The organism is Actinomycetospora chiangmaiensis DSM 45062, assembly GCF_000379625.1.
GTDB lineage: Bacteria > Actinomycetota > Actinomycetes > Mycobacteriales > Pseudonocardiaceae > Actinomycetospora > Actinomycetospora chiangmaiensis.
The window spans coordinates 203,939-228,408 of record NZ_KB903218.1; the positions used below are offsets into that span (position 1 = coordinate 203,939).

A 24,470-nucleotide genomic window follows, 5' to 3' on the forward strand; every position below is an offset into this window, starting at 1 on the left:
TTCGTCGCCGTTCGTTCACCGGATGGTCGGACGCGACCTCTTCGGTGACGCCATGACCACGACGCCGTCGCTGTCCTCGTTCCGGCCCGCCACGTTCGCGGACCTCGCCCCCGCGCCCGGCGCGGCCCCGGACTACGACCACATCCGGGCCACCGCCGAGGCGATGGTGCCCTTCAACTCCTTCGTCGGCCTGCGCATCGCCGAGGTGCGCCCGGACGGCGCGGTCGTCGAGAACCCGGTGTCGGAGTCCCTGCACAACCAGATGGGCACGGTGCACGCCGGGGTGCTCTTCCTGCTCGGGGACGTGGCGGGGGCCGCCGCGTTCTGCGGGCAGCTCGCGCCGCTGCTCGCGGGCGTCGAGCGCCTCGTCCTGCGCGACGCCCGCACCCAGTTCCTCAAGCCCGCCCTCGGCCGGATCCGCGCCCACGCGCACGTCGACGACCGGGTCGTCGCGGACGTGCTCGCCGGCCGCACGCGGGGCCGGTTCGACCTCGACGGGCGCGCGACGCTCACCGACGACGCGGGGGTCGTCGTGGCGCGGATGTCCCTCGACTACGTGTGCGTCGTGAACTGATGCCGGCCGGGGCCGCGATCCGTGCCGGTCGCGGCCCCACCCGCCGTCACGAATAGAGCGCCGTCACGTCGGCGGCGAATTCGGCGAGGACCGCCGCGCGCCGCAGTTTCAGCGACGGGGTGAGATGTCCCGCCGCGATCGTCAGATCGCCGGGCAGGATGCGGAATTCCCGCACCGATTCGGCGCGCGACACGAGGTCGTTCGCGTTCCCGACCGCCTCGGCGATCTCCGCCCGCAGCGCCGGGTCCGCCGTCCAGTCGTCGCGGCTCGTGTCGACGCCGTGTCCGGTCCGGGCCGCCCAGGCCGCGAGGGCGGCGCGGTCGACGGTCACCAGCGCGGTCACGTAGGGGCGGCCGTCGCCGAGCACCATCGCGTTCGCCACCAGCGGGTGCAGCCGGATGCGGTCCTCGAGCGGTGCGGGGGCGACGTTCTTGCCCCCGGAGGTCACCAGGATCTCCTTCGCACGGCCGGTGATGGTGAGGAAGCCGTCCGCGTCGAGCCGGCCGAGGTCGCCGGTGTGCAGCCAGCCGTCGGTGTGCTCGGGCTCGCGACCCCAGTACCCGGCCGTGACGTTCGCTCCGGCCACGAGCACCTCCCCGTCCGCCGCGAGGGCCACCGTCACCCCCGGGATCGGGCGGCCGACGGTGCGCGGCCGGGCCGCGCCGGGCCCGTTGATGGTGGCGGCGGTCGCGGTCTCGGTGAGCCCGTAGCCCTGGTAGACGGTGATCCCGGCGTCGGTGGCCCACTGCTCGGTGGACGGGTCGAGGGAGGCGCCCCCGCTGATGACGGCGGTGAGGGCACCGCCCGTCCCGACCCCGCCCTTGCGCATCTTCTCCAGCGCGTAGGGCACGAGGGTGAGGAACGTCGGGCGCACCGTGGGCAGTGCGCCGAGCAGCTCGGGGACCCCGGGCGCCAGCGTCGTCCGGGTGCCGCCGACGAGGCAGGCGAACAGCACCGTGCGCCCGAAGACGTGGGAGAGCGGGAGCCCGAGCACGGTCCGCGCCTGCTCGTCCGGGCCGCCGGCGAACAGGGTCCCGGTCTGGGCCACCACGCCCGCGGCGGCCACGAACATGTTGCGGTGGGAGAGCATGCAGCCCTTGGGGCGGCCCGTCGTGCCGCTGGTGTAGACGATGGTCGCGAGGTCGTCGCGGCGGACGGCGACGCGGCGGCGGACCGTCTCCGCCTCGAGCTCGGGCGTGGGCGGGGTCGCGGCGAGACCCGCGAGCGGGAGGACGGCGCGCAGCCCGGGGCCCTGCGCCCGCAGCAGGTCGCGGCCCTCCTCGGTCTCGGCGAGGGCGAGCACCGTGCCGGAGTCGGCGAGCACGTGCGCGACCTGCTCCGCCGAGGAGGTGGGGTAGATCGGGACGACGACGGCACCGACCGCGAGGGAGGCCAGGTCGGCGACCACCCAGTCGAGGCTCGTGCGGCCCAGCACGGCGACCCGGTCGCCGGCCCCCACCCTCGCGGCCACCAGCCGGGCGGCCGCCGCGTGGACGTCCCGGCGCAGCGTGGCGGCGTCGACGGGAGCGGCGGGGTCGTCGATCACCACCCGCTCGGCCGGGAGGGCGTCGAGGACGGCCGCGAGCCCGGCGTCGGGCGGCAGGTCGGGTCCGGGCGGCGTGGTCGCACGGGCGACGGTGACGGTCGTGTCCGTGGACGGCTCGGTGGACGGGTCGGTGGTCGGGAGGGACGGGGGCGAGGTGGTGGACACCGGGGCTCCAGGGCGTCGGGTCAGCGTGGCGCGCGCAGCGCGCGGCGGGCGATCGACCAGCGGAGGACCTCGGACGGGCCCTCGTAGATGCGGAAGGCGCGGGCCTCGAGCAGGAACCGCATGACGAGCTCGTCCTCGGCGACGCCGACCGACCCGTGCAGCTGCACGGCGCGGTCGAGCACCCGCCACACCGCCTCGGAGACGAACGTCTTGGCCACCGCGGCGGCGTGGCGGGCAGCGGCGGACGTCGGTCCCGCCGTGTCGAGGACGGCGGCGGCGTCGCGGACGAGGGCGCGGGCGGCGGTGAGGTCGATCTCGGAGTCGGCGACCTGCGCCTGCGCGATCCCCAGTTCCGCGACGGGGACCCCGAAGGCATGCCGTCCGCGCAGGTGCGCACAGGTGAGCTCGTGGGCGCGGGCGGCGAGGCCGAGGAACTTCATGCAGAACGTCAGCCGTGACGGGGCGAGCCGGGTCTGCGCCTGGGCCAGTCCGCCGCCGACCGGGCCGAGGACCTCGCCGGGGGCGACGGCGACACCGTCGAGGTCGACCTCGCAGTGCCCGCCGACCGCCGCGCGGTCGATCGTCGGGATGCGCCGGCCGATCCGCACCCCGGGCCGGCCCGCGTCGACGAGGAAGATCGTCGGTCCCTCGTCGGTGGCGGCGACGACGATGAGGAACGCCGCTCCCTGGGCACCGGTGACGTAGGTCTTGCGGCCCGTGACGCGCCAGCCGTCGCCGGTCCGCTCCGCCCGGGTGAGCAGCATCGACGGGTCGGACCCGGCGCCCGGCGCGGGTTCGGTCATCGCGATCGCGGACCGCACCTCACCCCGGGCCAGCGGCGCGAGGTGGCTCTCGGCCTGCACCGGGTCGGCGACCGCGGCGAGCAGTTCGATGTTCGCGTCGTCGGGGGCCGAACCGTGCACGGCCAGGGGCCCGAGCAGGCTGCGGCCGGCCGCCTCGAGGACGAGGGCCTGGCCGCGCATGTCGAGGCCGAGGCCGCCGTACTCCCGCGGCGACACCGGGCCGAAGACACCCGCCTCCCGGGCGGCGGCCTGCAGCTCGACGCGCAGGGCGTCGTCGACGGGACGGCCGGCGATCACCTCCGCCTCGGCCGGGGTCACGGTCGTCTCCACGAACGCGCGGGTGCGGGCGGCGAGCTCCTCGGGGTCGGCGACGGGGGCGGCGGGGCGCAGCGGCGCGGGGGTGGCGGTCATGGCCGGCTCCTCGGGGAGGTCGCGGGGGAGGTCGCGCGGGACGTCGAGGTGGGCGGGCGGGTCATCGGGCGCGCCGGGCCGCGCCGTCGGGGAGCCGGTGGTCGCCCGCGATCCACGCCGCCACGGTGGGGCCGAGGACGTCGCTGTCCTTGACCCACGCGAAGTGGTCGCGGTGGCGGACGTCGGACGAGGCGTCGAGGTGCAGGCGGGTGATCGCGGCCGAGCGCAGGCGCCGGCAGAGGTGGTCGACGGTGGAGCGGGGCCCGAGCGGGTCCTCGTCGAGGGAGATGACGAGCAGCGGGCGCTCCAGCGCGGCGACGAGGTCGTCGTAGCGGACCGAGGAGCCGGCGGGCCGGTAGCGGCCGGTCCGCGAGTGGCGGGCCCAGTCGGTCATCACCCGGCCCGCCATCGGGCCACCGATGAGCATGCCGCCCGGCCAGTGGCCCGCCCACCAGGAGCGCACCCCGATCGTCTGGATCTTCCACAGGGCCTCGAACCAGCGGGGCCCGAAGGCGCGCCACCACACCGATCCGGTGCCGATGAGCACGACGCCGCGGACGGTGTCGGGGCACCGCGCCGTGTGCAGCACGGCGAGCTGGCCACCGAGGCTGTGACCGAACAGGTGGAGCGGGGCGCCGGGGAAGCGCGCGGCGACGGCGTCGACGACGGCCGGCAGGTCGGTCTCGACGAGCTCGCGGTACCCGAAGCGCGAGGCGGGGTCGAGGGCGGGCCGTGCCTCACCCTGGCCGCGCAGGTCGACCGAGGCGGCCGACAGCCCGGCAGCGCGCAGCGCCGTCAGCAGCGGGAAGTAGAACTTGGCCTTCATGGCCATGGCCGGCAGCACGAGCACGACCGGGGCGGTGGGGTCGGCCGCCGGCGCGACGCGGACCGTGAGGGTGACGCCGGCCTCCGGGGTGACGGTCAGGGTCTCCAGGGCCGTGAAGCCGGACGGGGAGCTCGGTGCGGGGCGCGTGGACTCGGTGGTCATCTCGGGGCTCCGGACGGGGCGGGGGCTGCGGACTCGAGGGCGATCATCGCCAGCCCGCCGCCCCCGTCGGAGCCCCGTGGCGGGCTTCCGATGAGGCGATCGCGCCGCCCTATCGGCCGCCCGCCGCGCGCACGCCCGGGGGCCGGGTGCGCGCCGTCGTCCGGGCGCCGCGCGATCCGGGGGCCCGGAACGGTCCCGCCGCCTCGACGCAGCGCATGAACTCCTCGACGAGGGTGCTGTCCTGGTCGAGTCGCCACGCCGCGCACAGGTCCAGCGCCGGGGTGGGCTCGACCAGCGGCAGCGCCACCGGCCGGATCCCGGTGGTGGGGGAGCACACGAGGCTCGCGCGGGGCGCCGAGCAGAAGCCCACGACGTCGCGGGTCGACACCACGATGGCGGTCGCCACGGGGTCGTCGACCTGGTCGACGACGTCGAGGGCGAACCCGAGCGACTGTGCCGTGCCGGTGAGCAGGTCGTACATCGACGGGCTCTGCTCGCGCCGGAACAGCACGCAGCGCTGGTCGGCGAGCTCCGCGAAGGGCACGTGGGGGCGGCTCGCCCACGGATGCCGCTCGCCGACGAGCGCGACCAGCGGCAGCCGCATCAGTCGCCGCGACCCGATCGACGCCTCCGTCGGGCGCCCGTAGAGCACGGCGACGTCCAGGCTCCCGTCCAGCAACCCCTCGGTCTGCGGACCGGTCCGCATCTCGCGCGGGACGACGACCACGTCCGGCAGCTCGGCGTGCACCCGGGGCAGGGCGCGGGGCAGCACGAACTGCCCGGCGGGGTAGTTGTAGCCCACCCGGATCGTCCCGGTGCGGCCCGCGGCCGCCTGCCGGGCGGCATCACCGGCCCGCTCGACCAGGGCGAGGACCTCCCGGGCCTCGACGTCGAAGGCCCGGCCGGCCGCCGTCAGCCGGACCTCGTGCGAGCTGCGGGCGACGAGCTGGACGCCCACGCTCTGCTCGAGGCGTTGCAGTTGCTGGCTCAGCGACGGTTGGGCCAGGTGCAGCCGGGCGGCGGCCCGGCCGAAGTGGAGTTCGTCGGCGATGGCGAGGAAGGACTGCAGGTGCCGGAGTTCCACGGGTTCCCCTCACGGGTCGGTCCCGCGAACGTAAGCGCGCTCCGGCAACTCGACGTGAACGCCGACGGAAATCGATCGCGCGCGACCGAAGTCACACGCGCACCGTGCGTCCCCCGCGGCGCTAGGGTGATCGTCCATGGCGGCCGTGCGCATTGCCAACTGTGCCGGGTGGCTGTGGGACCGGTTCTCCGGCCTGCGCGACGCGCTCGCCGGCCCGGTCGACGTCGTCACGGGCGACTACCTGGCCGAGCCCACGCTGCGCCAGCTCGCGCTCGAGCGCACCCGGGACCCGTCGCTCGGCTACGCCCGGAGCTTCCTCGCCCAGTTCACCGACGCCGTGGACCTGCTGGTCGAGCGCGGCGCCAAGCTCGTCGTCGACGCGGGCGGTCTGAACCCCGCAGGGCTCGCGCAGGAGTGCCGCCGCGTGATCGCCGAGCACGGGCACACCCTCGTCGTCGCGCACGTGGAGGGCGACGACGTGCTGGGGCGGCTCGGCGGGTTCGGGCCGCTGCCCCATCTCGACGACGGGCGCGCGCTCGCCGCGTGGGGCCACGACCCCGGCACCGCGAACGCCTACCTCGGCGGCTGGGGGATCACGGCGGCCCTCGACGCGGGCGCCGACGTCGTCATCACCGGCCGGGTCACCGACGCGTCCCTGACGACGGGCGTCGCCGCCTGGTGGCACGGCTGGGGATCCGAGGACTGGGACGCGCTGGCCGGCGCGGTCGCCGCCGCGCACGTCATCGAGTGCGGCCCCCAGGCCACCGGCGGCAACTTCTCGGGCTTCACCACCGTGCCGCGCGTCGAGGACCTCGGCTACCCGATCGCCGAGATCGCGGCCGACGGCACCGCGGTGATCACGAAGCACGACGACGCGGGCGGCACCGTCACCACCGACACCGTCACCGCCCAGCTGCTCTACGAGATCCAGGGCCCGATCTACCTCAACCCCGACGTGACGGTCGATCTCACCGACGTCACGGTCACGCAGGAGGCGCCGGACCGGGTCGCGCTGACCGGTGTGCGCGGCACCCCGCCGAGCCCGACGACGAAGCTCGCGATCACCGCCCCCGGCGGCTTCGAGTCGAGCGTGTCGTTCTACGCGACCGGGCTCGACCTCGAGGCCAAGGTCGCGTTGCTGCGCACCCACGTCGACCGGATCACCGCGCGGCTCGACCTCTCGCTGCTCCGTGTCGACCGCATCGGCACGCCCGTCGAGGACCCGCCCGACCAGTGGGCCGCCGCCCAGCAGATCCTCGTCACCGCGCAGGCCCGGGACCGCGCCCAGGTCGGGGCCGAGCGCTTCATCGCCCCGCTCACCGGCCTGTTCCTGCCCGGCTACCCGGGGCTCTACGTCAACCCGCTCAAGGTCGCCGCGCCCGTCGTCGAGTACTGGCCGACGCTCGTGCCGACCGAGGCGCTGCACCACGAGGTGGTCCTCGCCGACGGCTCGCGGGTGCCGGTGAAGGACACGCCCGTCCGCAGCGAGTTCGGGGGTCAGCCGCCGTCGGTACCGGCCCCGCCCCGCGAGGTCGCGGCGACGCGGCGGGCCCCGCTCGGGTTCGTCGCACACGGCCGGTGCGGGGACAAGGGCGGGAACTCCAACGTCGGGTTCTGGCCGCGCGGGGACTCGGACGAGGCGTGGGCGTGGCTGCGGTCGGCGATCACGGCCGACTGGATCGCGGCGGTCTATCCAGGTGCCGGGGTCGAGCGCCACGAGTTCCCCGGCCTGCGGGCGGTGCACCTGGTGATCCACGGGATCCTGGGCAAGGGCGCCTCGTCGAACGGGCGCCCCGACATCGCGGGCAAGGCCGTCGCGGAGTTCCTCCGTGCCCGGCACGTCGACATCCCCGAGGAGCTGCTGTCGTGAGGGGACGTTCCGAGCGATCTGGTGGCACGAGGGCTCCCCTCACGCCGGACGGGGGAGTGGCGTGAGCGGCCTGACGGAGCGCCTGGAGCAGGCGTGGGAGAAGCCGGTCGCGGCCGAGCAGCCGTTCGACCTGCTCGGTGAGCTGGAGACGGTGCTCCGCGGCGTCGGGCTCTCGGCCGCGGACGCGGGCGGTGCGATCACGACGACGGGTGCGGACCCGGTGGTGCCCTCCCCGATGCGGATCGGGGGCGCGGCGACCCTCGGGCTGCTGACCAAGTCGGTGGCGGCCGCCGCCGTCCACCGGTGGCGCGGCGGGCCGGGCCAGGACGTGCACGTCGACCTGCGCCGCACGCCGCACCGGCTCTGCCCGTTCTACGACCGGCGCTGGGAACGGCTGGGCCGCTACCCCGTCGGCTCGTCGCTCGAGCGCGGCAACGCCATGGCGTTCTCCTTCTTCCGGTGCGCCGACGACCGGTGGGTGATGCCGCAGAACATGTACCCGGGCCTGCGGCGACGCGCCCAGGAGCTGCTCGGCGTCCCGCTGACGAAGGACCGGGTCCGCGACGCGATCGCGACGTGGACCGCGCCCGAGCTGGAGACCGCGGCGGCCGAGGCGGGCGTCGTCATGCCGATGCTGCGGACGGTCCCGGAGTTCCTCGCCTCCGAGCAGTACCCGCACCTGGCCGACCTGCCGCTGATCGAGCTGACGAAGGTGGGCGAGGCGGATCCGCAGCCCCTGCCCGCCGTCGGGAACCAGCCCTTCGAGGGGCTGCGGGCGCTGGGGATGGGACACGTGATCGCCGGGGCGGGGTTCGGGCGGTCGTTCGCGCTGCACGGTGCGGACGTGCTGAACCTCTGGCGCCCGGGCGAGGGGGAGCACGAGTCGACGTACGCGTCGGCGAACGTCGGGATGCGCTCGGCGTGGCTGGACCCGCGGGCCGACAGACAGGTGCTCCTCGACCTCCTCGACCATGCCGACGTGTTCTTCCACAACCGGCGCCAGCAGTTCCTGTCCGAGATCGGGCTGACGCCGGCGGAGGCGTGCGCCGAGCGGCCGGGCCTGGTCTACGTGTCGGTCTCGCTGCACGGGCTGAGCGGTCCGTGGGCCGGGCGGCCCGGGTTCGACCAGTCCGCCGGGTCGGTCACCGGGATGATGCTGCTCGAGGGATCGACCGACCGGCCGCGGCTGCCGCCGATCACGGTGGTCAACGACTACATCGTCCCGTGGCTCGCGCAGGCCGGGGTCGCCGCGGCGCTGCGGCGTCGGGCCGAGGAGGGCGGGTCGTGGCACGTGCACGTGTCACTGACCCGGGTGGCGCTGTGGATCCTCTCGCTCGGGATCTTCGAGAAGGAGTGGGCGCACGCCGTGGCGGGGACGGCGGGGGAGCACGAGTACCTCGACCCGGAGACGTTCACGGCCGCGACGCCGATGGGCGCCTACCAGGGCGTCACCGACCAGGTCGACATGTCGGTGACGCCCGGCGCGTACGACCCGGTGCTCGACGCCCGCGGCGCGGCGCCCCTGGCGTGGGCTCAGAGCTCGTAGAGCATCTCCAGGAACTCCGGGTTGTTCAGCGCCCCGTGGCGGGCCTCGCGCACCGTCGCGACGGCCTCGTCGGGGGTGTAACCGTCGCGGATCAGCGCCGCGGCCGACAGCAGCCCCGACCGGTTCATCCCGGCCGCGCAGTGGATCAGCACCCGCTTGCCGTTCGCGTGCATCGAGCGGACGAGGTCGGCGAGGGAGATCAGGGTGTCGCGGTCGGGCTTCGGCCCGTCCTCGATGAGCCAGTGGACGTAGAACTCCACGTCCTCGAGCGGCGGCTGCTCGCCCGAGAGGTCGAACACCGCGTCCCAGGACTCGCCCGGGCTGGGGTGCCCGGACTGCCAGAGCCCGGGGACGACCTCGTCGGCGGGCCAGGGTGGGGTCTCGTCGGCGCGGTCGTCGCGGAGGTGGGCGGGGACATAACCCTCGAGTGGATCAGAGCTCACACGAGGGGTGTACCCGGGCGGGCTCAGTACATCATCCGCGGATCGTCGTAGTGCTTGAACTCCAGCAGGTTGTTCGACGGATCGGCCACCACGAACGTCCGGTGCTCCTCGACGAGGCCCTCGAAGCGGCGGGACGGCTCGGCGAAGAGCGGGAGCTTCCGGGTCTCCACGAGGGCGAGGAGCCGGTCCCAGTCCGCGCCCTCCCGGAAGGTCACGCCGAAGTGGCGGGGGTAGAGCGCGGGATGCCGCTCCCACCCGTCGGAGAGGTGGCACACGACCTGGTCGCCGAAGAAGTCGAGCGTGATGCGGTCGGCGTAGCGGCGGGCGAGCCGGCACCCCAGCCCGGCCAGGTAGAACTCCTGGGCCTCGTCGAGGTCGCGGGCGGGGATCGCGAGGTGGAAGGCGTCGCGGGTCTCGCGCATCAGCAGCGTCCGAACGTGTCGGCGCGCAGCCCCAGGCGCAGCGTCTCCAGCCCGACGACGTCGGCCGTGGCCACGTTCCCGAGGTTGACGTCCGTGCCGAACCGGCCGAGCAGGTCCACCTGCAACGCCCGCGTCGGCGCCTCGAACAGCAGGTCGTCGAGCGGGGCGCCGCACCCGGCGAGCGCCTCGAGGACGTCCTCGCGGGGCGTCCCGTCGGCGGTGCAGAAGCCGCTGCGACCGCTCTCCCGCGCCTCCAGCGTCACGGTCGTCGCGCCCGCGGCGAGGTCGGAGCAGACCGACCACGCCCAGTCCGCGTGCGTCAGGGTCATCGACCGGCCGCCGTCCTTGAACCCGACCTCGCTGATGACGGTGAACTCCTCGGCCATCCGCCGGATCCAGCCCGACTTCTCGGTCGCGGACATCACGACGGTGCCGTCGGAGATCTCGACGGTGGTGACGCCGGCCGCGCGCTGCAGCGCCACCCAGTCGTCCACGGCGTCGCCCGCGACGTAGCGCTCGAACAGCGTCCCGCCGAAGTAGGCGTCGACCCCCGCCGCCCGGCAGATGTCGATCTTCGTCTTGATGTCGCGGGTGACCAGACAGGTGCCCCAGCCGAACTTCACGGCGTCGACGAGGTCCCCGTGGCTCTCGACGAGGTCCTCGAAGGCCCGGGTGGGCGTCCCGGTGTCGATCACCATCGTCCGCCCGCGCGGGCGGGGCTTGGCGGGGCGGAGCGGGACGGCGGGCGGGGCGTACGGCGAGTCGATGAACACGGGTTCCTCCTCGAGGGACGGGACTTGCCGGTGAGAGCGAGGCTCAGGGGGGTGCGGCGGGCGACCGCGACGACGACCAGGGAGCCGACCGCGCCGACGGCGTAGAGCACGACGGCGACGACGGGGCCGGGCAGGTCGCGCAGCAGGGCCGCCGATCCGGCGACGGTGGCGAGGTACATCAGCATCGGGTGGGCGAGGAACACGCCGAACGAGCGGTCCGAGCCGTAGCGCACGGCCGCAGCGGCGCGGCCGGTCGGCACGCCGCCCGCCCGCGTGGACCACACCTCGCCGAGGGTCCACATCCCGACGACGGCGGCGGCCGACCAGAGCGCGACGGCGGGGTGGAAGACGTCGGCGGCGAGCGCCGGTGTCGTGCCGCCGCGGACGGCGAGCAGGTACACGGCCTCGGCGAGCGCAGCCGTCGTCAGGACCCCGAGGGCGACGAGGGTGCCGCGCCCGGCGAGCGCCCGGCGGACCCGGTCGCGGTGCAGGGCGAGCAGGCCGCCGCCGACGAACCAGCCCACGTAGGTCGGGGCGAGCACCCCGGCCCAGCTCTGCGCGCCGGGGTCGGCGTGCATCAGGGCGTCGATCGCGAGCTGGAGCGCGGCGGCGCCCGCGAGGAGCAGGCCATGGTGGCCGTGGGTGCGGGCGAGGAGCCCGCGCAGCAGCGGAAACAGGACCGCGAACTGCAGGGACACCAGCAGGAAGTAGAGGTGGTACTCGGCGGTGCCGGTGAGCACCGCGACGGCGGCGGTGCGCAGGTCGTCGCCGAACAGTCCGGCGTAGAGCAGGGACCAGACGAGGTAGGGCACCCCGATGAGCAGGAACCGGCGGCGCACGAACGTGCCGTACGGCAGCGGCTGCCCGGCCCAGCGCAGCACCAGGACGAAGGCCGTGAGCACGAAGAACGCCTCGCGGGTGGCGTGCAGGAGCATCAGCACCGCGCCGGCGCCCACGCTCGAGGTCGCCGTGCCCACCGCGGTGGCGTGCACGGCGATGACGGCGGCGAAGGTCAGGACCCGCATCACCTCCGCGGGCCAGACCCGGTCCCCGGGTGTCACGCGCCGGCCGCCACGAGCTCGCGGAGGTCGGCCCGACGGACCTTGCCGGTGGCGCCGCGCGGGAGGTCGGCCAGGACCTGGATGTCGACGGGGCACTTCCAGCGGCTGAGCTCCGCCCGGCACCGGGCGTGCAGGGCGTCGGCCAGCTCCGCGCCGCCCCGAGTCGCGCGGACGCAGGCCACGGGGACGGCGCCGAGCACGTCGTGGGGCCGGCCGACGACGACCGCCTCGGCGACGCGCGGGTCGCCCAGCAGCACCTCCTCGATCTCGCGGGGGTGCAGCAGCTCCCCGCCCCGGTTGATCACGTCGTCGTCGCGGCCGGCGAGGAAGAGGAAGCCGGCGTCGTCCAGGTGCCCGACGTCGCCGGTGTCGAGCCACCCGGCGGCGAACCGCTCGGCGGCGCGACCGTCCTCGTAGGCCGTGATCACCCCGGCCCCGCGGATCCACACGCGACCGCGCACGCCCGGACCGACGGGGTGGCCCGCGGCGTCATGGACGGCGACCTCGGCGCCCGCCGCCCGACCGGCCGAGCCGGGGGGACACGGTTCGTGCAGCGGCGCCGCGGTGATCTGGCTGGCCGCCTCGGTCATCCCGTAGCTCTCGACGACCCGGACGCCCGTCCGCTCCTCGACGGCCGTGCGGACCGCGGCGGGCAAGGGGGCCGAGGCCGAGCGCAGCAGGCGCAGCCCCGGGGGCGGCACGGGGTCGACCGGGTCCCGGCCGAGCACCGTGAGGACGGCGGGGACGGCGTTGATCCACGTGACGTCGTGGGCGCGGGCGCGCTCCCAGAAGTCGGTGCGGTGGAACCGGGCGTCGAGCACGAGGGAGGCGCCGGCCGTGAGGGTCGCGAGCAGGCCGACCACCTGGGCGTTCACGTGGAAGAGCGGCAGCGGGGTCAGGCCACGGTCGGCGGGGGTGAGCTCGAGGTGGTCCGCGACCGCGCGGGCGACGTGGCGGAGGCGGTCGGCGGTGAGCAGGACGCCCTTCGGCTCCCCGGTCGACCCGGACGTCGCCAGCAGGGTCGCCCCGCCGTCGTCGCTGCCGCGGTGCGGGCCGACGACCGGGAGCGGCCCGGGGCGCCCGGCGTGGTCGACGACGACAGTGGGGAGGTCGCCGGTGGCGGGGCCGCCGTCGGTCACGAGCAGGACCGGGCGCGTCCGGCCCGTCGTCCGGCGGCGCTCCGCCGCGGGCGCGCCGGGGTCGAGCGGCACCGACACCCGGCCGGCGGCGAGGACGGCCAGGTGCACCGTGGCGAAGGTCAGCGGGTCGGCGACGGCGATCGCGATCCGGGCCCCGCGGGCGATCCCAGCGCGGTCCAGCGCGTCGCCCCAGCGGTCCGCGGCACCGCGCAGGTCACCGTGCGTGATGCGTGCCGTGCCGCGCGCGGCGAGGAACACCGGACGGTGGTGCGCGCCGTGCGAGAGCAGTTCCGCGATTCCGTTCACCGCTCCGACCGTGGCCCGACCGGCTGTGTTCGAGCTGTGTGCGCGCTGGAGGTCCGCTGAAGTCGACGATTCACGGAAATACTTCCCGGTCGTTCTAGGCTGGCCGACGATGGAACGTCGTCTGCGGCCCGCCGGTGCGATCACGGCCGTGGTGACCGTTCTGCTCGTGTCGTTCGTCGGATATGTCGCGCTCCGTCCCGCGCCACCACCGCCGGCGCCACCGCCGATGGTCCCGGCGGTCAGCACCGGCCCGGCCGTCGCCGCCGTGACGATGCCGCTCGTGGCGCCCGCCGGGACGGTGCTGAGCACCCGCAGCGTCGTCGTCGACGGGCTCCGGCGGACCTCGGTGCTCGTCCGGCCCGCCGTCGGGACGCGGGGTGCGCTCCCACTGGTGGTGGTGCTGCACGGGCGCGGGCAGTCGCCCGGGGCGGCGGTGACGGTCAGTGACCTGGGGGCGCTCGCCGCCGAGGGTCGCGCCGCGCTGCTCTACCCCGAGGGCCTCGGCGCCTCGTGGAACGCGGGCCACGGGTGCTGCGGACCGGCGGCCGTGCACCGGCCCGACGACGCGGCCTTCGTGCAGGCCGCCGTCGCCGACCTGCAGGAACACGTCGACATCGACGATCGGCGCATCGCCCTGGTCGGCTACTCCAACGGCGGCAAGCTGGCCTACGACCTCACCTGCGACCCGCGGGCGCCCTTCTCCGCGCTCGCGACCTACGGGGCCGTGCCGCTCGGGCGCTGTCCCGGCCCGGCTGCGCCCCGGCCGGTGTCCTACCTCCTCGCGGCCGGCTCCGCGGACACCGTCATGCCCCTCGCAGGGCGCGATCACGGGTCGACGCCCGAGCCCCCGGTCGCGACCGGGCTCGCCTGGCTCCGTACCCGCGACGGCTGCGCCACTCCGCCCGCCGTCGCCGGGGACACCACCACCTGGCGGTGCGCGAGCGGGACGCGTGTCGTGTTCCGGCTCTATCCCGGACATGCGCACGCATGGCCGACCGGAAACGACGGACCGCCCATGTCCGCCGTCATCGGCAGGTTCCTGGCCGATCCCGCCATCGGAATCATTCGCGACGAGTCGCTGCGTCCGTTCTGACGTGATCGTCCCGAAAGGGATCACGAAAACATCACGAGATCGGCCGCGGCGCTCCTGCCGTTGTTTTCCTGACAACATCTTCACGCCCCGCGGTCAGGATTCGCGGACGCATTGTCCGGGCCGCAACTCCCGGGGAGGGAGGAGCGCCCGTGGCCGCGAGCCGGAGCACGCGTGCCGCGACGGAGCCGGCCGGGGAGCACGAGAACGGGTCCTCGGCCTGGTCGCGGGCGCTCACCGTGCTGGAGATGCTGGGGGCACCCGAGGGCGCTACGGGGCTCGGCGTCGTCGAGATCGCGCGGCGGCTCGGCCGGGACAAGTCCTCGGTCTCCCGGATGCTCCGCGGGCTGGCCGAGGAGGGCTACGTCGAGCGGGAACCGCGCTCGGCGCGCTACCGCCTGGGGGCGCGGCTGTTCGCGCTCGCCGCGCACGCGGTGGACGAGCGGCTGCGGACCGAGGCGGACCTCCTCGTCGAGCGGGAGTCGGTGCGCCTCGGTGAGCGCGTCGAGGTGGGCGTCCGCACGGGCGGGCTGTGCCTGACGCTCGCCACCGCCGCACCGGGGCTCGAACTGCGCACCGTGGGTTGGGTGGGCCGGACCGTGCCCCTGGCGGGCTCCGCGCTCGGCCGCGCGCTGCTCGCCGACCTCGCCGACGACGACGTCGCCCGCCTGGTCGTCCTCGGCGGTCTGCCCGGCGCGGTCGCCCCCCGCTCGCTCGACGCGCTGCTGGTCGGGCTGCGGGAGGACCGGCGGCGCGGGTGGAGCCTCGACGACGACGACGCCGGGGGACTCGCCGCCCTCGCGGTGCCGGTGCGGGACGCCACGCGCCGGGTCGTCGCCGCGGTCGGGCTGAGCGGGCCGCGCTCCCGCCTCGCGCCGGTTCTCGAGGACGCCGCGGCGGCTCTCGTCGCGGCCGCGGACGCCCTCTCCGGCGCGCTCGGCGGCCCGCCGCCCGTGCGCCGGTCCGTCCTGACCGGCCGGCCCCGCGGGCCCGGAGCCCGGCCGTCCGCCCCGCCGACCCCCATTGCCCCGGACCCCGAGGACGCCCAGACATGACCGCCACCCCTGAGCCCCGCACCCCCGACCGACCCCCGGCCGACATCGTCTTCGACCACGTCGTCAAGCGGTACCCGGGCCAGGAGACCCCGGCCATCGACGACCTGTCGCTGACCGTGCGGGCCGGGGAGACCTGCTGCCTCGTCGGCCCCTCGGGCGGCGGCAAGACGACGGCGATGAAGCTGGTCAACCGCCTGATCGACTTCGACTCCGGCGACATCACCATCGGCGGCCGGAGCATCCGGTCGGTCGACGTCACCTCCCTGCGCCGCGACATCGGCTACGTGATCCAGCAGGTGGGCCTGTTCCCGCACATGACGATCGCGGCGAACATCGCGGTGATCCCGAACCTGCTCGGCTGGTCGGGCGACCGCATCCGGGCGCGCACCGACGAACTGCTCGACCTGGTGCGCCTCGACCGGGCGTTCGCCAAGCGCTATCCCGCCCAGCTCTCCGGGGGCCAGCAGCAGCGCGTCGGGCTGGCCCGCGCGCTGGCTGTCGACCCGCCGGTGATGCTCATGGACGAGCCCTTCGGGGCGCTCGACCCGATCACCCGCACCGAGATCCAGGACGAGTTCCTCAACCTCGAGAGCGAGATCGACAAGACGGTCATCTTCGTCACCCACGACATCGACGAGGCCATCAAGATGGGGGACCGGATCGCGGTCCTGCGCCAGGGCGGCGTCCTCGCCCAGTACGGCACCGCCGACGGGCTGCTCGCGCACCCCGCCGACGACTACGTCGCCGACTTCGTCGGCGCCGACCGCGGCCTCAAGCGGCTCTCGCTGCGCACGATGCGCGAGATCGTCGCCCCGGACGGGCTCCCCGACGACGGGTCCGGGCCCAGCGTCGACGCCGACGCCTCGCTGCGCATCGGGCTCTCGACGCTGTTCGCGGCGGGCACCGACTCGGTGCGGGTCACCGACGGCGACCGGGTCCTCGGGCGCGTCTCGCTCGCGCAGCTGCAGGGCGCGGTCTCCGGGAGCACGGTGTGACGGGCCTTCCCGCGCAGGTCATCCCGGTCTTCTCGGGCACCGAGTGCTCGCCGGACGACCCCCTGTGCTGGTCCTGGGTGACCGGGAACTGGAGCTCGGTGCTCGCCCCCGCGCTGGTCCAGCACGTGTACATCACGCTCATCGCAGTGGTCGCCGGTCTGGTGATCTCGCTGGCCGCCGCGCTGTTCGCGTTCTCCCGGGACTGGTTCGCCACCGGGTTCGGCGGCCTCTCCACGTTGCTCTACACGTTCCCGTCCCTGGCCTTCTTCATCGCCTTCGTCCCCATCACCGGGATCTCGCTGACGACGATCGAGATCGGCCTGACGAGCTACACGCTGCTCCTGCTGTTCCGCAACGCGCTCACCGGCCTGCGGACCGTGCCGCGCAACGCGATCGAGGCGGCCGAGGGCATGGGGCTCACCCCGGCCCAGATCCTCTTCCGCATCCGATTCCCGCTGGCCCTGCCGTCGATCATGGCCGGGGTCCGGGTGGCCACGGTCACCGTCATCTCGCTCGCCACCGTGGCGGCCGCGGTCGCCCCCCTCGGCCTCGGCAAACCGATCTTCGACGCCATCCACACGCTGTTCGACACCGAACTGGTCGCGACCGGGATCCTGACGATCCTGCTCGCGCTCGTGGCCGACGCGGTCGTCCTCGGCATCCGCTGGGCGGTCACCCCGTGGTTGCGGGCCGCGCGATGAGGAGCACCCGATGAGCAGCTACTTCTCCTTCTTCGGCGAGAACGCGGGCCTGCTGCTGCAGATCACCCTCGGGCACATCCTCCTGTCGGTGGTGGCCGTGCTCGTGGCCGTCGTCCTGGCGCTGCCGCTCGGCGCCTGGATCGGACACCTGCACCGCTTCTCGTTCGCCGTCGTGACGGTGACGAACGTGTTCCGCTCCCTGCCCACGCTCGCGCTCGTCGCGATCGCGATCGCCTTCGTCGGGTTCGGCTTCACCAACATCCTCATCGCGCTCGTGGTCCTCGCCTTCCCCCTCGTGCTCACCAACACCTTCACCGCGGTGGAGGGGGTGGACCCGGGCACCGTCGAGGCCGCGCGGGGGATGGGCATGACCGGCCCGCAGATCCTCTTCCGCGTCGAGCTGCCCTCGTCGGTGCCGCTGATCATGACCGGCGTCCGCACCTCGTGGGTGTACGTCGTCGCGACCGCCTACCTCGCCGTGTTCGCGGGCCGGACGGACACGTTGGGCGACATCATCAACGACCAGGCGGGCTACGGCTACGCCGGCGTGATGGCCGCGGCGACCGTCTCGGTCGTGCTGGCCTTCGCCGGCGACTACCTGCTGGGCCTGATCGAGCGGGCCGTCACCCCGACCGGCCTGCGCCTGCTGGCGACCCAGGCCCGGGGCGTCCCGGCCCCGGTGCCCGCCTGAGCCCGGTCGGATCCAGCCTCCGCACGCCCCATCGACACCGCCGACCGTGGCGGGTACTGCAGAAGGAGACATCCATGTCCACCACCACCGGCGGTCGCCTCGGGCGACTGTCCCTCGTCGGCGTCGCGGCCGCCGGGGCGCTCCTCCTCGCCGCCTGCGGCGGGGGAGGCAGCAGCTCGTCGGCCGCGCCGAGCACCGCCCCGAGCAGCGCGAACTCCAGCGTCCCCGCCGATGCCGTCTCGGTGACCGCGATGCCCGGGTCGATCCAGCTCCCCGCGGGCACGCCCGGCGCCGGGAAGCCCGCGATCGTCATCGGGGACAAGAACTTCCCCGAGGAGTTCGTGCTCGGCGAGCTCTACCGCCAGGCCCTGGCGGCCAAGGGCTACGCGGTCTCGATCAAGTCGAACATCGGCGGGTCGGAGCTCATCGACACGGCGCTGAGCTCGAACCAGATCCAGATGTACCCCGAGTACCTCGGCGAGATCGTCACCAGCGTCGCCAAGCAGACCAACCCCCCGACCAGCGCGTCCGGGACCTACCAGGCGGCCAAGCAGTTCGAGGAGTCGCAGCGGCAGTCCACGGTGCTGCTCCAGACGCCGTTCCAGGACACCGACACGGTGATCGTGCCGAACGCCTACGCCCAGCAGCACGGGCTGGCCGCGGTGGGTGACCTGAACAAGGTCGGGCCGGGCGGTGCCGGCGCCACCATCGCCGGGCCGGTCGAGTTCAAGACCCGCCAGACCGGCTTCCTCGGCATGCAGCAGCAGTACGGGCTGACCGGGATGGGCTACCTGCCCGTGCAGGCCGGCTCGCAGTACACGGCGATCGACCAGGGCACCGCCCAGGCCGCCGACGCCTTCAGCACGGACTACCAGCTGCTCTCGAACAAGTACACGGCGCTCGCCGACCCGAAGGGCATCTTCGGGTTCCAGTACGTGGCGCCGATCGTCAAGCAGTCGGTGGTCCAGTCCGAGGGGCCGGAGTTCACCCAGACCCTGAACTGGGTCAGCTCGCTGCTCTCGACGCAGGCGATCCAGGCCCTGAACTCGGCGGTCCAGGGTCACGGCGCCCAGCCGGCCGACGTCGCCGGGCAGTTCCTCGCCGCCAACGGCCTGAAGTAGGCGAGTCGGGGGCCGGGACCCGGCCCCCGACCTCAGCCGTCGACGAGGTCGCCGAGCGCGGTGTCGGCGTCGACGACCAGCGCGTCCAGCTCGGCGTCACCGGTCGGACCGGCGTCGGCAGGCCCGTTCGGGAAGCTGCGCCGCAGGGTGGCCAGGGCGCGATGCTGCGCGACCCGGACGGCACCCGCCGTCGAACCGATCGCCGCCGCGGTCTCCTCGGCGGACAGCCCGAGGACGACGCGGAGGTGGAGCACCTCCCGTTGTCGGGCGGGGAGGGCGGCGACCACGCGCAGCAGGCCCGGCTCGCCGGCCCGGCGCACGGCCAGCGTCTCCGGTCCGTCGTCGGGATCGGCCCTGTCGTGCGTCACCTCGACCGGGACGGGACGCCGTGCCGTGCCCCGGTGGGCGTCGGCGACCTTGTGGGTGGCGATGCCGAAGACGAAGGCGAGGAAGGGACGCCCCTGGTCGCGGTAGTCGGGCAGGGCGCGGAGCACGGCGAGACAGACCTCCTGGGCGACGTCGTCGGCCTCCCCGGCGGACGTCGCGGTGCGCCCCAGCCGCGACCGGCAGTAACGGACGACGAGCGGGCGCACGACGCGCAACACCTGCTCGAGCGCGCCCCGGTCGCCGGTGCGGGCGCGGTCGACGAGACCGTCGAGGCGGGCGTCGGGACCCTCGTCGTGGGGGGCGACGCCCGAGAACAGGCGGGCGGCGGAGGGCTCAGCGCGCATCGTCGTCCTCCCGCGGCGGCAACCCGAGGTCCTTGCGCAGGAGGCGGTTGGCCCGGGCGATGCCATTGCGCACCGTCCCGATGCCGGTGGCCATCTCCCGCGCGATCTGCTCGAGACCGATCTCCTGCGTCCGGTACATCATGATCCGCTTCTCCTCCTCGGGCAGCCGCGCGACAGCGCGGTGGAACTCCAGCCGGCGCTCGCGGCGCACCACCTCCGACGCCGGGTCGGCCCCCCACTGCCCTGCGGGTACCTCCCGGTCGAGCGCCGTCGACCCGTCGTCGGGGAACTCGTGGCGGCGCCACGAGGACGTGCGCTCGCCGTGCGCCTTCCGGACCATGACGATCGCGGCGAACCGCAACCGCACACCGTCCTCGGGGACGATCTGCGGCCACTTGCGCCACAGGACCTCGAGCGCGTGGGAGAACAGCGTGGCCGGGTCGGTGCCGTTCTGGATGGCGACCTTCCAGGCCCGGCGCTGCAGGTCCTGGTGACCACGACGGACGAAGGCGTCGAAGTCGTCGTCCTGCGGGGTGCGGCCGGTCACCGCTCGCCCGGGAAGGGCGTGGCGCCCCTCCGGCCCGGCGGGTCCGTCCGGCGGTGCTCGTGCATGTGGGCCTCCCCGATGGCCTCGTCGACCGTGTCACCCGGGAAGGGGCGTCCGAGACCGTCCCGTCACACTTTCGTGACCGAACCACCCGGACGGAGCAGCACCAGCTGCCGGTCAGCGGGGGTGGACCGGTTCCGCGTCGGGCCGGCGGTGGGCGGAGCGGCCCTCGGGGGCGCCGCTGACCAGGTCGGCCACCGTGCGCCGACGCGGGGAGGCTCCGTCGTGACGGGAGGGTCCCGACGTCGGGTGCGCCCGGCTCGCGGGGGTCGGTCCCGACGCCGGGTCGCGCGGCCCGGGCACGGCGGGCGCGTGAGGGGGCGTGGGAACGGGCGGCGGTGTGGGGCGCGGGACGGGTCCGTTCGGCACGAACGGGTCGTCGGTGCCGATGGAGCGTGATGAACGGCCCGGTCGTCCGGGCGCCGCCGCAGGTCCGGGCGCCGGCGCGGTTCCGAGCGCCGGCGTGGGTGACGGCGTGGGTCCAGGTGACGGTGTGGCGACGGGTGAGGGCGCGCGTCCGCGTGAGGGCGCGGGTGCCGGCGTCGTCCGGCCCGGCCGTGGTCCCGACGCAGCCGGCGCGACGGTGCGCGATCCCCGGTCAGCGGGCGCGCGCCGTGACGCCGTGCCGCCACGGACGTGCAGGGGCGTCGGGCGGGTGGTGGCGGAGATCGCGGCGTCGGCGGCCGCGAGCGCGAGCAGGCGGAGCGGGTTGGTCACCACCGCGTCGACGAGGGCCGGTACGGGCTGCGGGCGCCGCGGGGGCACCGGCCGGGCCGGGCGGGCGGGCGCGACCGGCACCGGCTCGACGTCGCGACGGTCGCCCTGCTGCGCGGCCCAGAGGTCGGCGTAGACCCCGGGCCGGGCGAGCAGGTCGGCGTGGCGGCCCTGCTGCACGATGCTGCCGGCGTCGAGGACGACGACGAGGTCGGCGTCGCGGGCGGGCGTGAGGTCGTGGCTGACGACGATCGTGGTGCGCCCGCCGGACAGGCGGCGCAGCGGGTCGAGGACGGCGCGAGCGGTGGGCGCGTCCAGACCGGTGGTGGGCTCGTCGAGGACCAGCACCGGGGAGGTGCGCAGCAGGGCACGGGCGATCGCGAGCCGCTGGCGCTGGCCGCCGGAGAGTACGGCGCCGTCCTCGCCGACGAGGGTGTCGAAGCCGTTCGGGAGCTCGCGGACGAAGTCGAGCGCCCCGGCGTCACGGGCTGCCGCCTCGATCTCGGCGTCGGTGGCGTCGGGGCGGGAGTACGCGATGTTCTCCCGCACCGTGAGGTCGAACAGCATGGGCTTCTGCGGGAGCAGCGTGACAGCGCCGCGGACGGCGGCGAGGGTCCGGTCCCGCACGTCGACGCCGTCGAGCAGGATCGCGCCGGACTGCACGTCGACGAAGCGCAGCAGCAGGCGGGTGAGCGTCGACTTCCCGGCGCCGCTCGGGCCCGTGACCAGCACGAACTGTCCGGGCCGCACGTCGAGCGACACGCCGCCGAGCCCGGCGGACTCGGTGCCCGGGTACACGTAGCGGACGTCGCGGAGCTCCACCCGGCCGGTGCGCACGGGGGAGCCGAGGGCGTCCGGGACGTCGATGACGTCGGGCTCGGCGTCGAGGATCTCGAGCAGCCGCTCGCAGGACGCCGACGCCGCCGTGATCGTGAGGTTGAGCGACCCGAGCTGGGAGAGCGGCGGGTAGAGGTAGCCGAGGTAGGCGGCGAAGCCGAACAGGCCGCCGACGGTCAGCTCGCCCGCCGCGATGAACGCCGCGCCCGCGATCAGCACCGCGAGCAGCGCGCCGCTCTGGATGATCGTCGAGATCGGCGCGTAGATCATCTGCAGCCGGCTCTCGCGGGCCCGAGCGCGCCACCAGACCTCGGCGTGGTGGTCGAGGCGGGCGCTCTCGACGCTCTCGGTGCCGTAGGACTGGACGATCGGGAGGTTCTGCAGCGACTGCTGGATGGACGTCCCGACCTCGCCCGCGGCGGCCCGTTCCACGCGCGCCGCCGTGCGCGTGAACCGCCCGGTGATGCGGCTGGTGAGCCACATGAGCGGGGCGAGCGCGACCACGATCAGGGCGAGCTGCCACTGCACGAGCACGGCCGCGGCGGCGTAGGCGATCGCGGTGCCGACCGCGATGAGCGTCGTGACGATCCCGGAGGAGGCGAGCGCCTCGACCCCGTCGATGTCGGTGGAGAGCCGCGAGATCAGGTCGCCGGTGGCGTGGCGGGAGAAGAAGGAGGGGCCGAGCCGCTGGAGGTGCTCGAACACGTCGTGGCGGAGCCGGAACACGAATCGTTCCGCGGCGCCGACCATGAGCCAGCCGCCGGTCACCGACAGCACGCCGCCCAGCGCGGTCAGCGCCATCCACTCGATCGCGGAGGGCCACACCGCGGCCATGGACCGCGCGACGGTGGCGCCGTCGACGATGCGGGCGAACATCGTCACCACGTAGGTGTCGCAGGCCGTCGAGGCGGCCATGAAGAAGAAGGCGAGGACGAGCTTGGTGCGGTCGCCGTGGGTGTGGCGCCCGAACCGCCGGACGATCGCCCGCAGGGTGAGCGGGGGAGCGGCGAGGTCCGGTCCGTCGTCCGCCACGCCGTCGCCCGTCACCCCGGAGTCCGCCGTCGTCGTCGGCGAGTGCGCGCCCACGGTCTCCTCCCGTCCCGCTCGGCAGAACGGCCGGGGACCTCCCCCAGGAGGTCACCGGCCGGACCGTCGTCGTCACGCGGGCCCGTGGTCCGGGCCCGCGCCGCTCACACGGACTGCGTCAGTCGTCGCAGCAGTGCTTCGGCTTGCACTCGCGCTTCGGCTCACAGTGCTGCGGCTTGCACTCGTGGCAGTGGCAGTGCTTGTGGTGGTGGTGCTTGTGCTTTGGGGGAGCGCAGCCATCCAGCAGGGAGAAGCCCACGATCGATCCTCTCGGGGGAAGGAACCATCCCTCGCCGGTCGGCGAGGCCTGGTCACGATCGGGTCACGACTTAAGGATTTGCTGTGAGCCAGCTGTCACCCGATCGAGTGATGCGCACATGTCTGTGAATGCATCAATCCTCCGGTCAAGGGACCGGCCCCGAAACCAAAGACCCGTCAAGGGCGGACCTTCTCAGAATCCACTCAGGACGTTCCTGTCAAGGCGGGGCGACGACGGCGGGAGCGCACCACGGTGAGCGCCCCGGCGGCCGCCCCGAGGACCACCACGACGGCGCCGTAGGTCTCCGCGGCGGTGGCCAGACCGACGATGCCGCTGCCGACTCCCGCGAGGACGGCGGGCACGGAGAACGCGGTGTAGGAGATGACGTAGAAGGTCGCGAACAGCTCGCCGCGTTCGTGGGGTTCCGCGATCTCGGCGAAGACCCCGAAGCAGGCGAGGGCGGCCGCGCCGAACCCGACCCCGGCGATCACGGTGCCGAGCCCGGCGACGAGCACCGAGGCCAGGGCCATCCCGAGCAGTGTCACCAGGGTGCCGACCGCGAGCAGCCCGGAGGCCGGGGCGACGAGGGAGCGCATGGGTCGGGTGCGCAGCAGGTAGGACGCCACCGCGCCCGTGCCGCACAGCAGCGTGACCACGAGGCCGCCGACGAGCCGGGACTGCACCCCGAGCAGCGTCGCCGCGATCGACGGCCCGAGCGACAGGTAGAGCCCGCCCAGCGCCCAGCTCGTGACCAGGACCGGGGTCAGGGCCAGCACCTCGCCTCGCAGGCGCGGCGCGACGCCGACCCGGGGGATCAGGGACGCCCAGCCCCCGGGCCGTCGCGTCGCGGTCTCCGGGAGCACGGCCACGATCAGCGCGGAGCCGGCGAGGAGGACCAGGAGCACGATCCAGACGAGGCGGGTCGGGGCCGGGGCGAGCTGGACGAGCGCGCCGGCGCCGACGGCGCCCGCCGCCAGCCCGGCGAGGGTGCCGACCCCGGTGACCATGCCGGCCCGGTGCGGCGCCTCGCGGGGGGCGAGGTCGACCATCGTGGCGCCCAGGGTGGTGATGGCGGCGCCGGTCGCGATGCCCTGCAGGAACCGGGCCACGAGCAGCGCCGGGACCCCACCCGCCGTCAGGAAGACGACGAAGGCGACGGCCTCCAGGGCGATCGCCCCCGCGAGGACCGGGCGGCGGCCGACGTGGTCGGACAGCGCGCCCACGACGAGGAGCGCCCCCAGCAGGCCGACGACGTAGACCGCGAAGACGACGGTCAGCGTCGCGGCCGAGAAGCCGAAGAGCTGCTGGTAGACGGGGTACAGCGGGCTCGGCACGCTCGAGGCGGCCGGGAAGAGCACGACGATGCCGCCGACGGCCGCGAAGAGCCGGGCGCGGGTCCGATCCTCGGGACGCACAGATCGCTGCGTTTGCACGTCGGCGACGCTAGCACGT

22 protein-coding genes are annotated in these 24,470 nt (G+C 74.7%); 9 read left to right on the top strand and 13 right to left on the bottom strand.

The window, feature by feature from the left end:
• Positions 1-52 precede the first annotated feature (52 nt).
• Positions 53-574, top strand: a complete 522-nt coding sequence (locus A3CO_RS0105680) for a PaaI family thioesterase (RefSeq protein WP_033413816.1) — start codon at positions 53-55, stop codon at positions 572-574.
• A 46-nt stretch (positions 575-620) separates the two neighbouring features.
• Here A3CO_RS0105680 and A3CO_RS30310 read toward each other — a convergent pair whose 3' ends face one another.
• The 4 genes from A3CO_RS30310 to A3CO_RS0105700 form a co-directional block, all read right to left on the bottom strand.
• The gene (locus A3CO_RS30310) at positions 621-2,285 is read right to left on the bottom strand and encodes an AMP-dependent synthetase/ligase (protein ID WP_018331270.1); all 1,665 of its coding nucleotides are present in this window, start codon (positions 2,283-2,285) and stop codon (positions 621-623) included.
• A gap of 20 nt (positions 2,286-2,305) precedes the next feature.
• Complete coding sequence (locus A3CO_RS0105690; protein ID WP_018331271.1) at positions 2,306-3,499, bottom strand: acyl-CoA dehydrogenase family protein; 1,194 nt, start codon at positions 3,497-3,499, stop codon at positions 2,306-2,308.
• A 61-nt stretch (positions 3,500-3,560) separates the two neighbouring features.
• Positions 3,561-4,487: an alpha/beta hydrolase family protein gene (locus A3CO_RS0105695; RefSeq protein WP_018331272.1), complete on the bottom strand. Its 927-nt coding sequence runs from the start codon at positions 4,485-4,487 to the stop codon at positions 3,561-3,563.
• 109 nt (positions 4,488-4,596) lie between these two features.
• Positions 4,597-5,571 carry a LysR family transcriptional regulator gene (locus A3CO_RS0105700; RefSeq protein WP_018331273.1) on the bottom strand — a complete coding sequence of 325 codons (975 nt, stop codon included), beginning with the start codon at positions 5,569-5,571 and terminating at the stop codon, positions 4,597-4,599.
• Between the two features lie 136 nt (positions 5,572-5,707).
• On the opposite strand from A3CO_RS0105700, the gene A3CO_RS0105705 reads away from it, so the two are divergent.
• A complete protein-coding gene (locus A3CO_RS0105705; RefSeq protein ID WP_018331274.1) occupies positions 5,708-7,441 on the top strand; it encodes an acyclic terpene utilization AtuA family protein in 1,734 nt (577 codons plus the stop codon).
• A 61-nt stretch (positions 7,442-7,502) separates the two neighbouring features.
• Positions 7,503-8,987, top strand: coding sequence for a CoA transferase (locus A3CO_RS0105710; protein ID WP_018331275.1), 1,485 nt, complete (start codon positions 7,503-7,505; stop codon positions 8,985-8,987).
• Here the strand turns inward: A3CO_RS0105710 and A3CO_RS30315 are convergent.
• From A3CO_RS30315 to A3CO_RS30320, 5 genes are read right to left on the bottom strand one after another with little or no spacing between them, the layout of a single operon-like run.
• Complete coding sequence (locus A3CO_RS30315; protein ID WP_018331276.1) at positions 8,975-9,430, bottom strand: protein-tyrosine phosphatase family protein; 456 nt, start codon at positions 9,428-9,430, stop codon at positions 8,975-8,977. The two genes, A3CO_RS0105710 and A3CO_RS30315, sit on opposite strands and share 13 nt — an antisense overlap.
• A gap of 23 nt (positions 9,431-9,453) precedes the next feature.
• Complete coding sequence (locus A3CO_RS0105720) at positions 9,454-9,852, bottom strand: VOC family protein (RefSeq protein WP_018331277.1); 399 nt, start codon at positions 9,850-9,852, stop codon at positions 9,454-9,456.
• Positions 9,852-10,625 carry a phosphosulfolactate synthase gene (locus tag A3CO_RS0105725; RefSeq protein WP_018331278.1) on the bottom strand — a complete coding sequence of 258 codons (774 nt, stop codon included), beginning with the start codon at positions 10,623-10,625 and terminating at the stop codon, positions 9,852-9,854. Before A3CO_RS0105725 ends, A3CO_RS0105720 begins: the two co-directional genes overlap by 1 nt.
• On the bottom strand, positions 10,544-11,650 hold the full coding sequence (locus tag A3CO_RS0105730) for an acyltransferase (protein ID WP_157647089.1): 1,107 nt from the start codon (positions 11,648-11,650) through the stop codon (positions 10,544-10,546). The genes A3CO_RS0105725 and A3CO_RS0105730 overlap by 82 nt, the downstream gene beginning before the upstream one ends.
• A 32-nt stretch (positions 11,651-11,682) precedes the next feature.
• Entirely contained in the window at positions 11,683-13,131 is a 1,449-nt protein-coding gene (locus A3CO_RS30320; RefSeq protein ID WP_018331280.1) for a class I adenylate-forming enzyme family protein, read from the bottom strand.
• 109 nt (positions 13,132-13,240) lie between these two features.
• Between A3CO_RS30320 and A3CO_RS35350 the strand changes: the two genes are divergently transcribed.
• The 6 genes from A3CO_RS35350 to A3CO_RS30340 all read left to right on the top strand — a co-directional run bounded on the left by A3CO_RS35350 (position 13,241) and on the right by A3CO_RS30340 (position 18,784).
• A complete protein-coding gene (locus A3CO_RS35350) occupies positions 13,241-14,224 on the top strand; it encodes a CE1 family esterase (RefSeq protein WP_018331281.1) in 984 nt (327 codons plus the stop codon).
• A 149-nt stretch (positions 14,225-14,373) separates the two neighbouring features.
• Positions 14,374-15,276 (top strand): IclR family transcriptional regulator, encoded by a 903-nt coding sequence (locus A3CO_RS30330; RefSeq protein WP_018331282.1) that lies wholly within the window; start codon positions 14,374-14,376, stop codon positions 15,274-15,276.
• Entirely contained in the window at positions 15,273-16,271 is a 999-nt protein-coding gene (locus A3CO_RS0105750; RefSeq protein ID WP_018331283.1) for an ABC transporter ATP-binding protein, read from the top strand. The genes A3CO_RS30330 and A3CO_RS0105750 overlap by 4 nt, the downstream gene beginning before the upstream one ends.
• A complete protein-coding gene (locus A3CO_RS0105755) occupies positions 16,268-16,972 on the top strand; it encodes an ABC transporter permease (RefSeq protein WP_018331284.1) in 705 nt (234 codons plus the stop codon). Before A3CO_RS0105750 ends, A3CO_RS0105755 begins: the two co-directional genes overlap by 4 nt.
• Positions 16,973-16,982: 10 nt before the next feature.
• Entirely contained in the window at positions 16,983-17,663 is a 681-nt protein-coding gene (locus A3CO_RS30335) for an ABC transporter permease (RefSeq protein ID WP_018331285.1), read from the top strand.
• Positions 17,664-17,737: 74 nt separating this feature from the next.
• A complete protein-coding gene (locus tag A3CO_RS30340) occupies positions 17,738-18,784 on the top strand; it encodes an ABC transporter substrate-binding protein (RefSeq protein ID WP_018331286.1) in 1,047 nt (348 codons plus the stop codon).
• A 32-nt stretch (positions 18,785-18,816) separates the two neighbouring features.
• On the opposite strand, the gene shbA is transcribed toward A3CO_RS30340, so the two are convergent.
• The 4 genes from shbA to A3CO_RS0105785 form a co-directional block, all read right to left on the bottom strand.
• Positions 18,817-19,515, bottom strand: a complete 699-nt coding sequence (gene shbA, locus A3CO_RS30345) for an RNA polymerase sigma factor ShbA (RefSeq protein WP_018331287.1) — start codon at positions 19,513-19,515, stop codon at positions 18,817-18,819.
• On the bottom strand, positions 19,505-20,062 hold the full coding sequence (locus A3CO_RS0105775) for an RNA polymerase sigma factor (protein WP_018331288.1): 558 nt from the start codon (positions 20,060-20,062) through the stop codon (positions 19,505-19,507). The genes shbA and A3CO_RS0105775 overlap by 11 nt, the downstream gene beginning before the upstream one ends.
• Positions 20,063-20,239: 177 nt before the next feature.
• The gene (locus A3CO_RS30350) at positions 20,240-22,759 is read right to left on the bottom strand and encodes an ABC transporter ATP-binding protein (RefSeq protein ID WP_018331289.1); all 2,520 of its coding nucleotides are present in this window, start codon (positions 22,757-22,759) and stop codon (positions 20,240-20,242) included.
• A 462-nt stretch (positions 22,760-23,221) separates the two neighbouring features.
• Complete coding sequence (locus A3CO_RS0105785) at positions 23,222-24,433, bottom strand: MFS transporter (RefSeq protein WP_018331290.1); 1,212 nt, start codon at positions 24,431-24,433, stop codon at positions 23,222-23,224.
• Positions 24,434-24,470: the final 37 nt, after the last annotated feature.

Excerpts from the sequence above, each read along its gene's own strand:
- A3CO_RS0105680 (WP_033413816.1), top strand. The coding sequence starts at position 53 with ATGACCACGACGCCGTCGCTGTCCTCGTTCCGGCCCGCCACGTTCGCG.
- A3CO_RS0105690 (WP_018331271.1), bottom strand. The coding sequence starts at position 3,499 with ATGACCGCCACCCCCGCGCCGCTGCGCCCCGCCGCCCCCGTCGCCGAC.
- A3CO_RS0105695 (WP_018331272.1), bottom strand. The coding sequence starts at position 4,487 with ATGACCACCGAGTCCACGCGCCCCGCACCGAGCTCCCCGTCCGGCTTC.
- A3CO_RS0105705 (WP_018331274.1), top strand. The coding sequence starts at position 5,708 with ATGGCGGCCGTGCGCATTGCCAACTGTGCCGGGTGGCTGTGGGACCGG.
- A3CO_RS0105720 (WP_018331277.1), bottom strand. The coding sequence starts at position 9,852 with ATGCGCGAGACCCGCGACGCCTTCCACCTCGCGATCCCCGCCCGCGAC.
- A3CO_RS0105730 (WP_157647089.1), bottom strand. The coding sequence starts at position 11,650 with ATGCGGGTCCTGACCTTCGCCGCCGTCATCGCCGTGCACGCCACCGCG.
- A3CO_RS35350 (WP_018331281.1), top strand. The coding sequence starts at position 13,241 with ATGGAACGTCGTCTGCGGCCCGCCGGTGCGATCACGGCCGTGGTGACC.
- A3CO_RS0105750 (WP_018331283.1), top strand. The coding sequence starts at position 15,273 with ATGACCGCCACCCCTGAGCCCCGCACCCCCGACCGACCCCCGGCCGAC.
- A3CO_RS30335 (WP_018331285.1), top strand. The coding sequence starts at position 16,983 with ATGAGCAGCTACTTCTCCTTCTTCGGCGAGAACGCGGGCCTGCTGCTG.
- A3CO_RS30340 (WP_018331286.1), top strand. The coding sequence starts at position 17,738 with ATGTCCACCACCACCGGCGGTCGCCTCGGGCGACTGTCCCTCGTCGGC.
- shbA (WP_018331287.1), bottom strand. The coding sequence starts at position 19,515 with ATGCGCGCTGAGCCCTCCGCCGCCCGCCTGTTCTCGGGCGTCGCCCCC.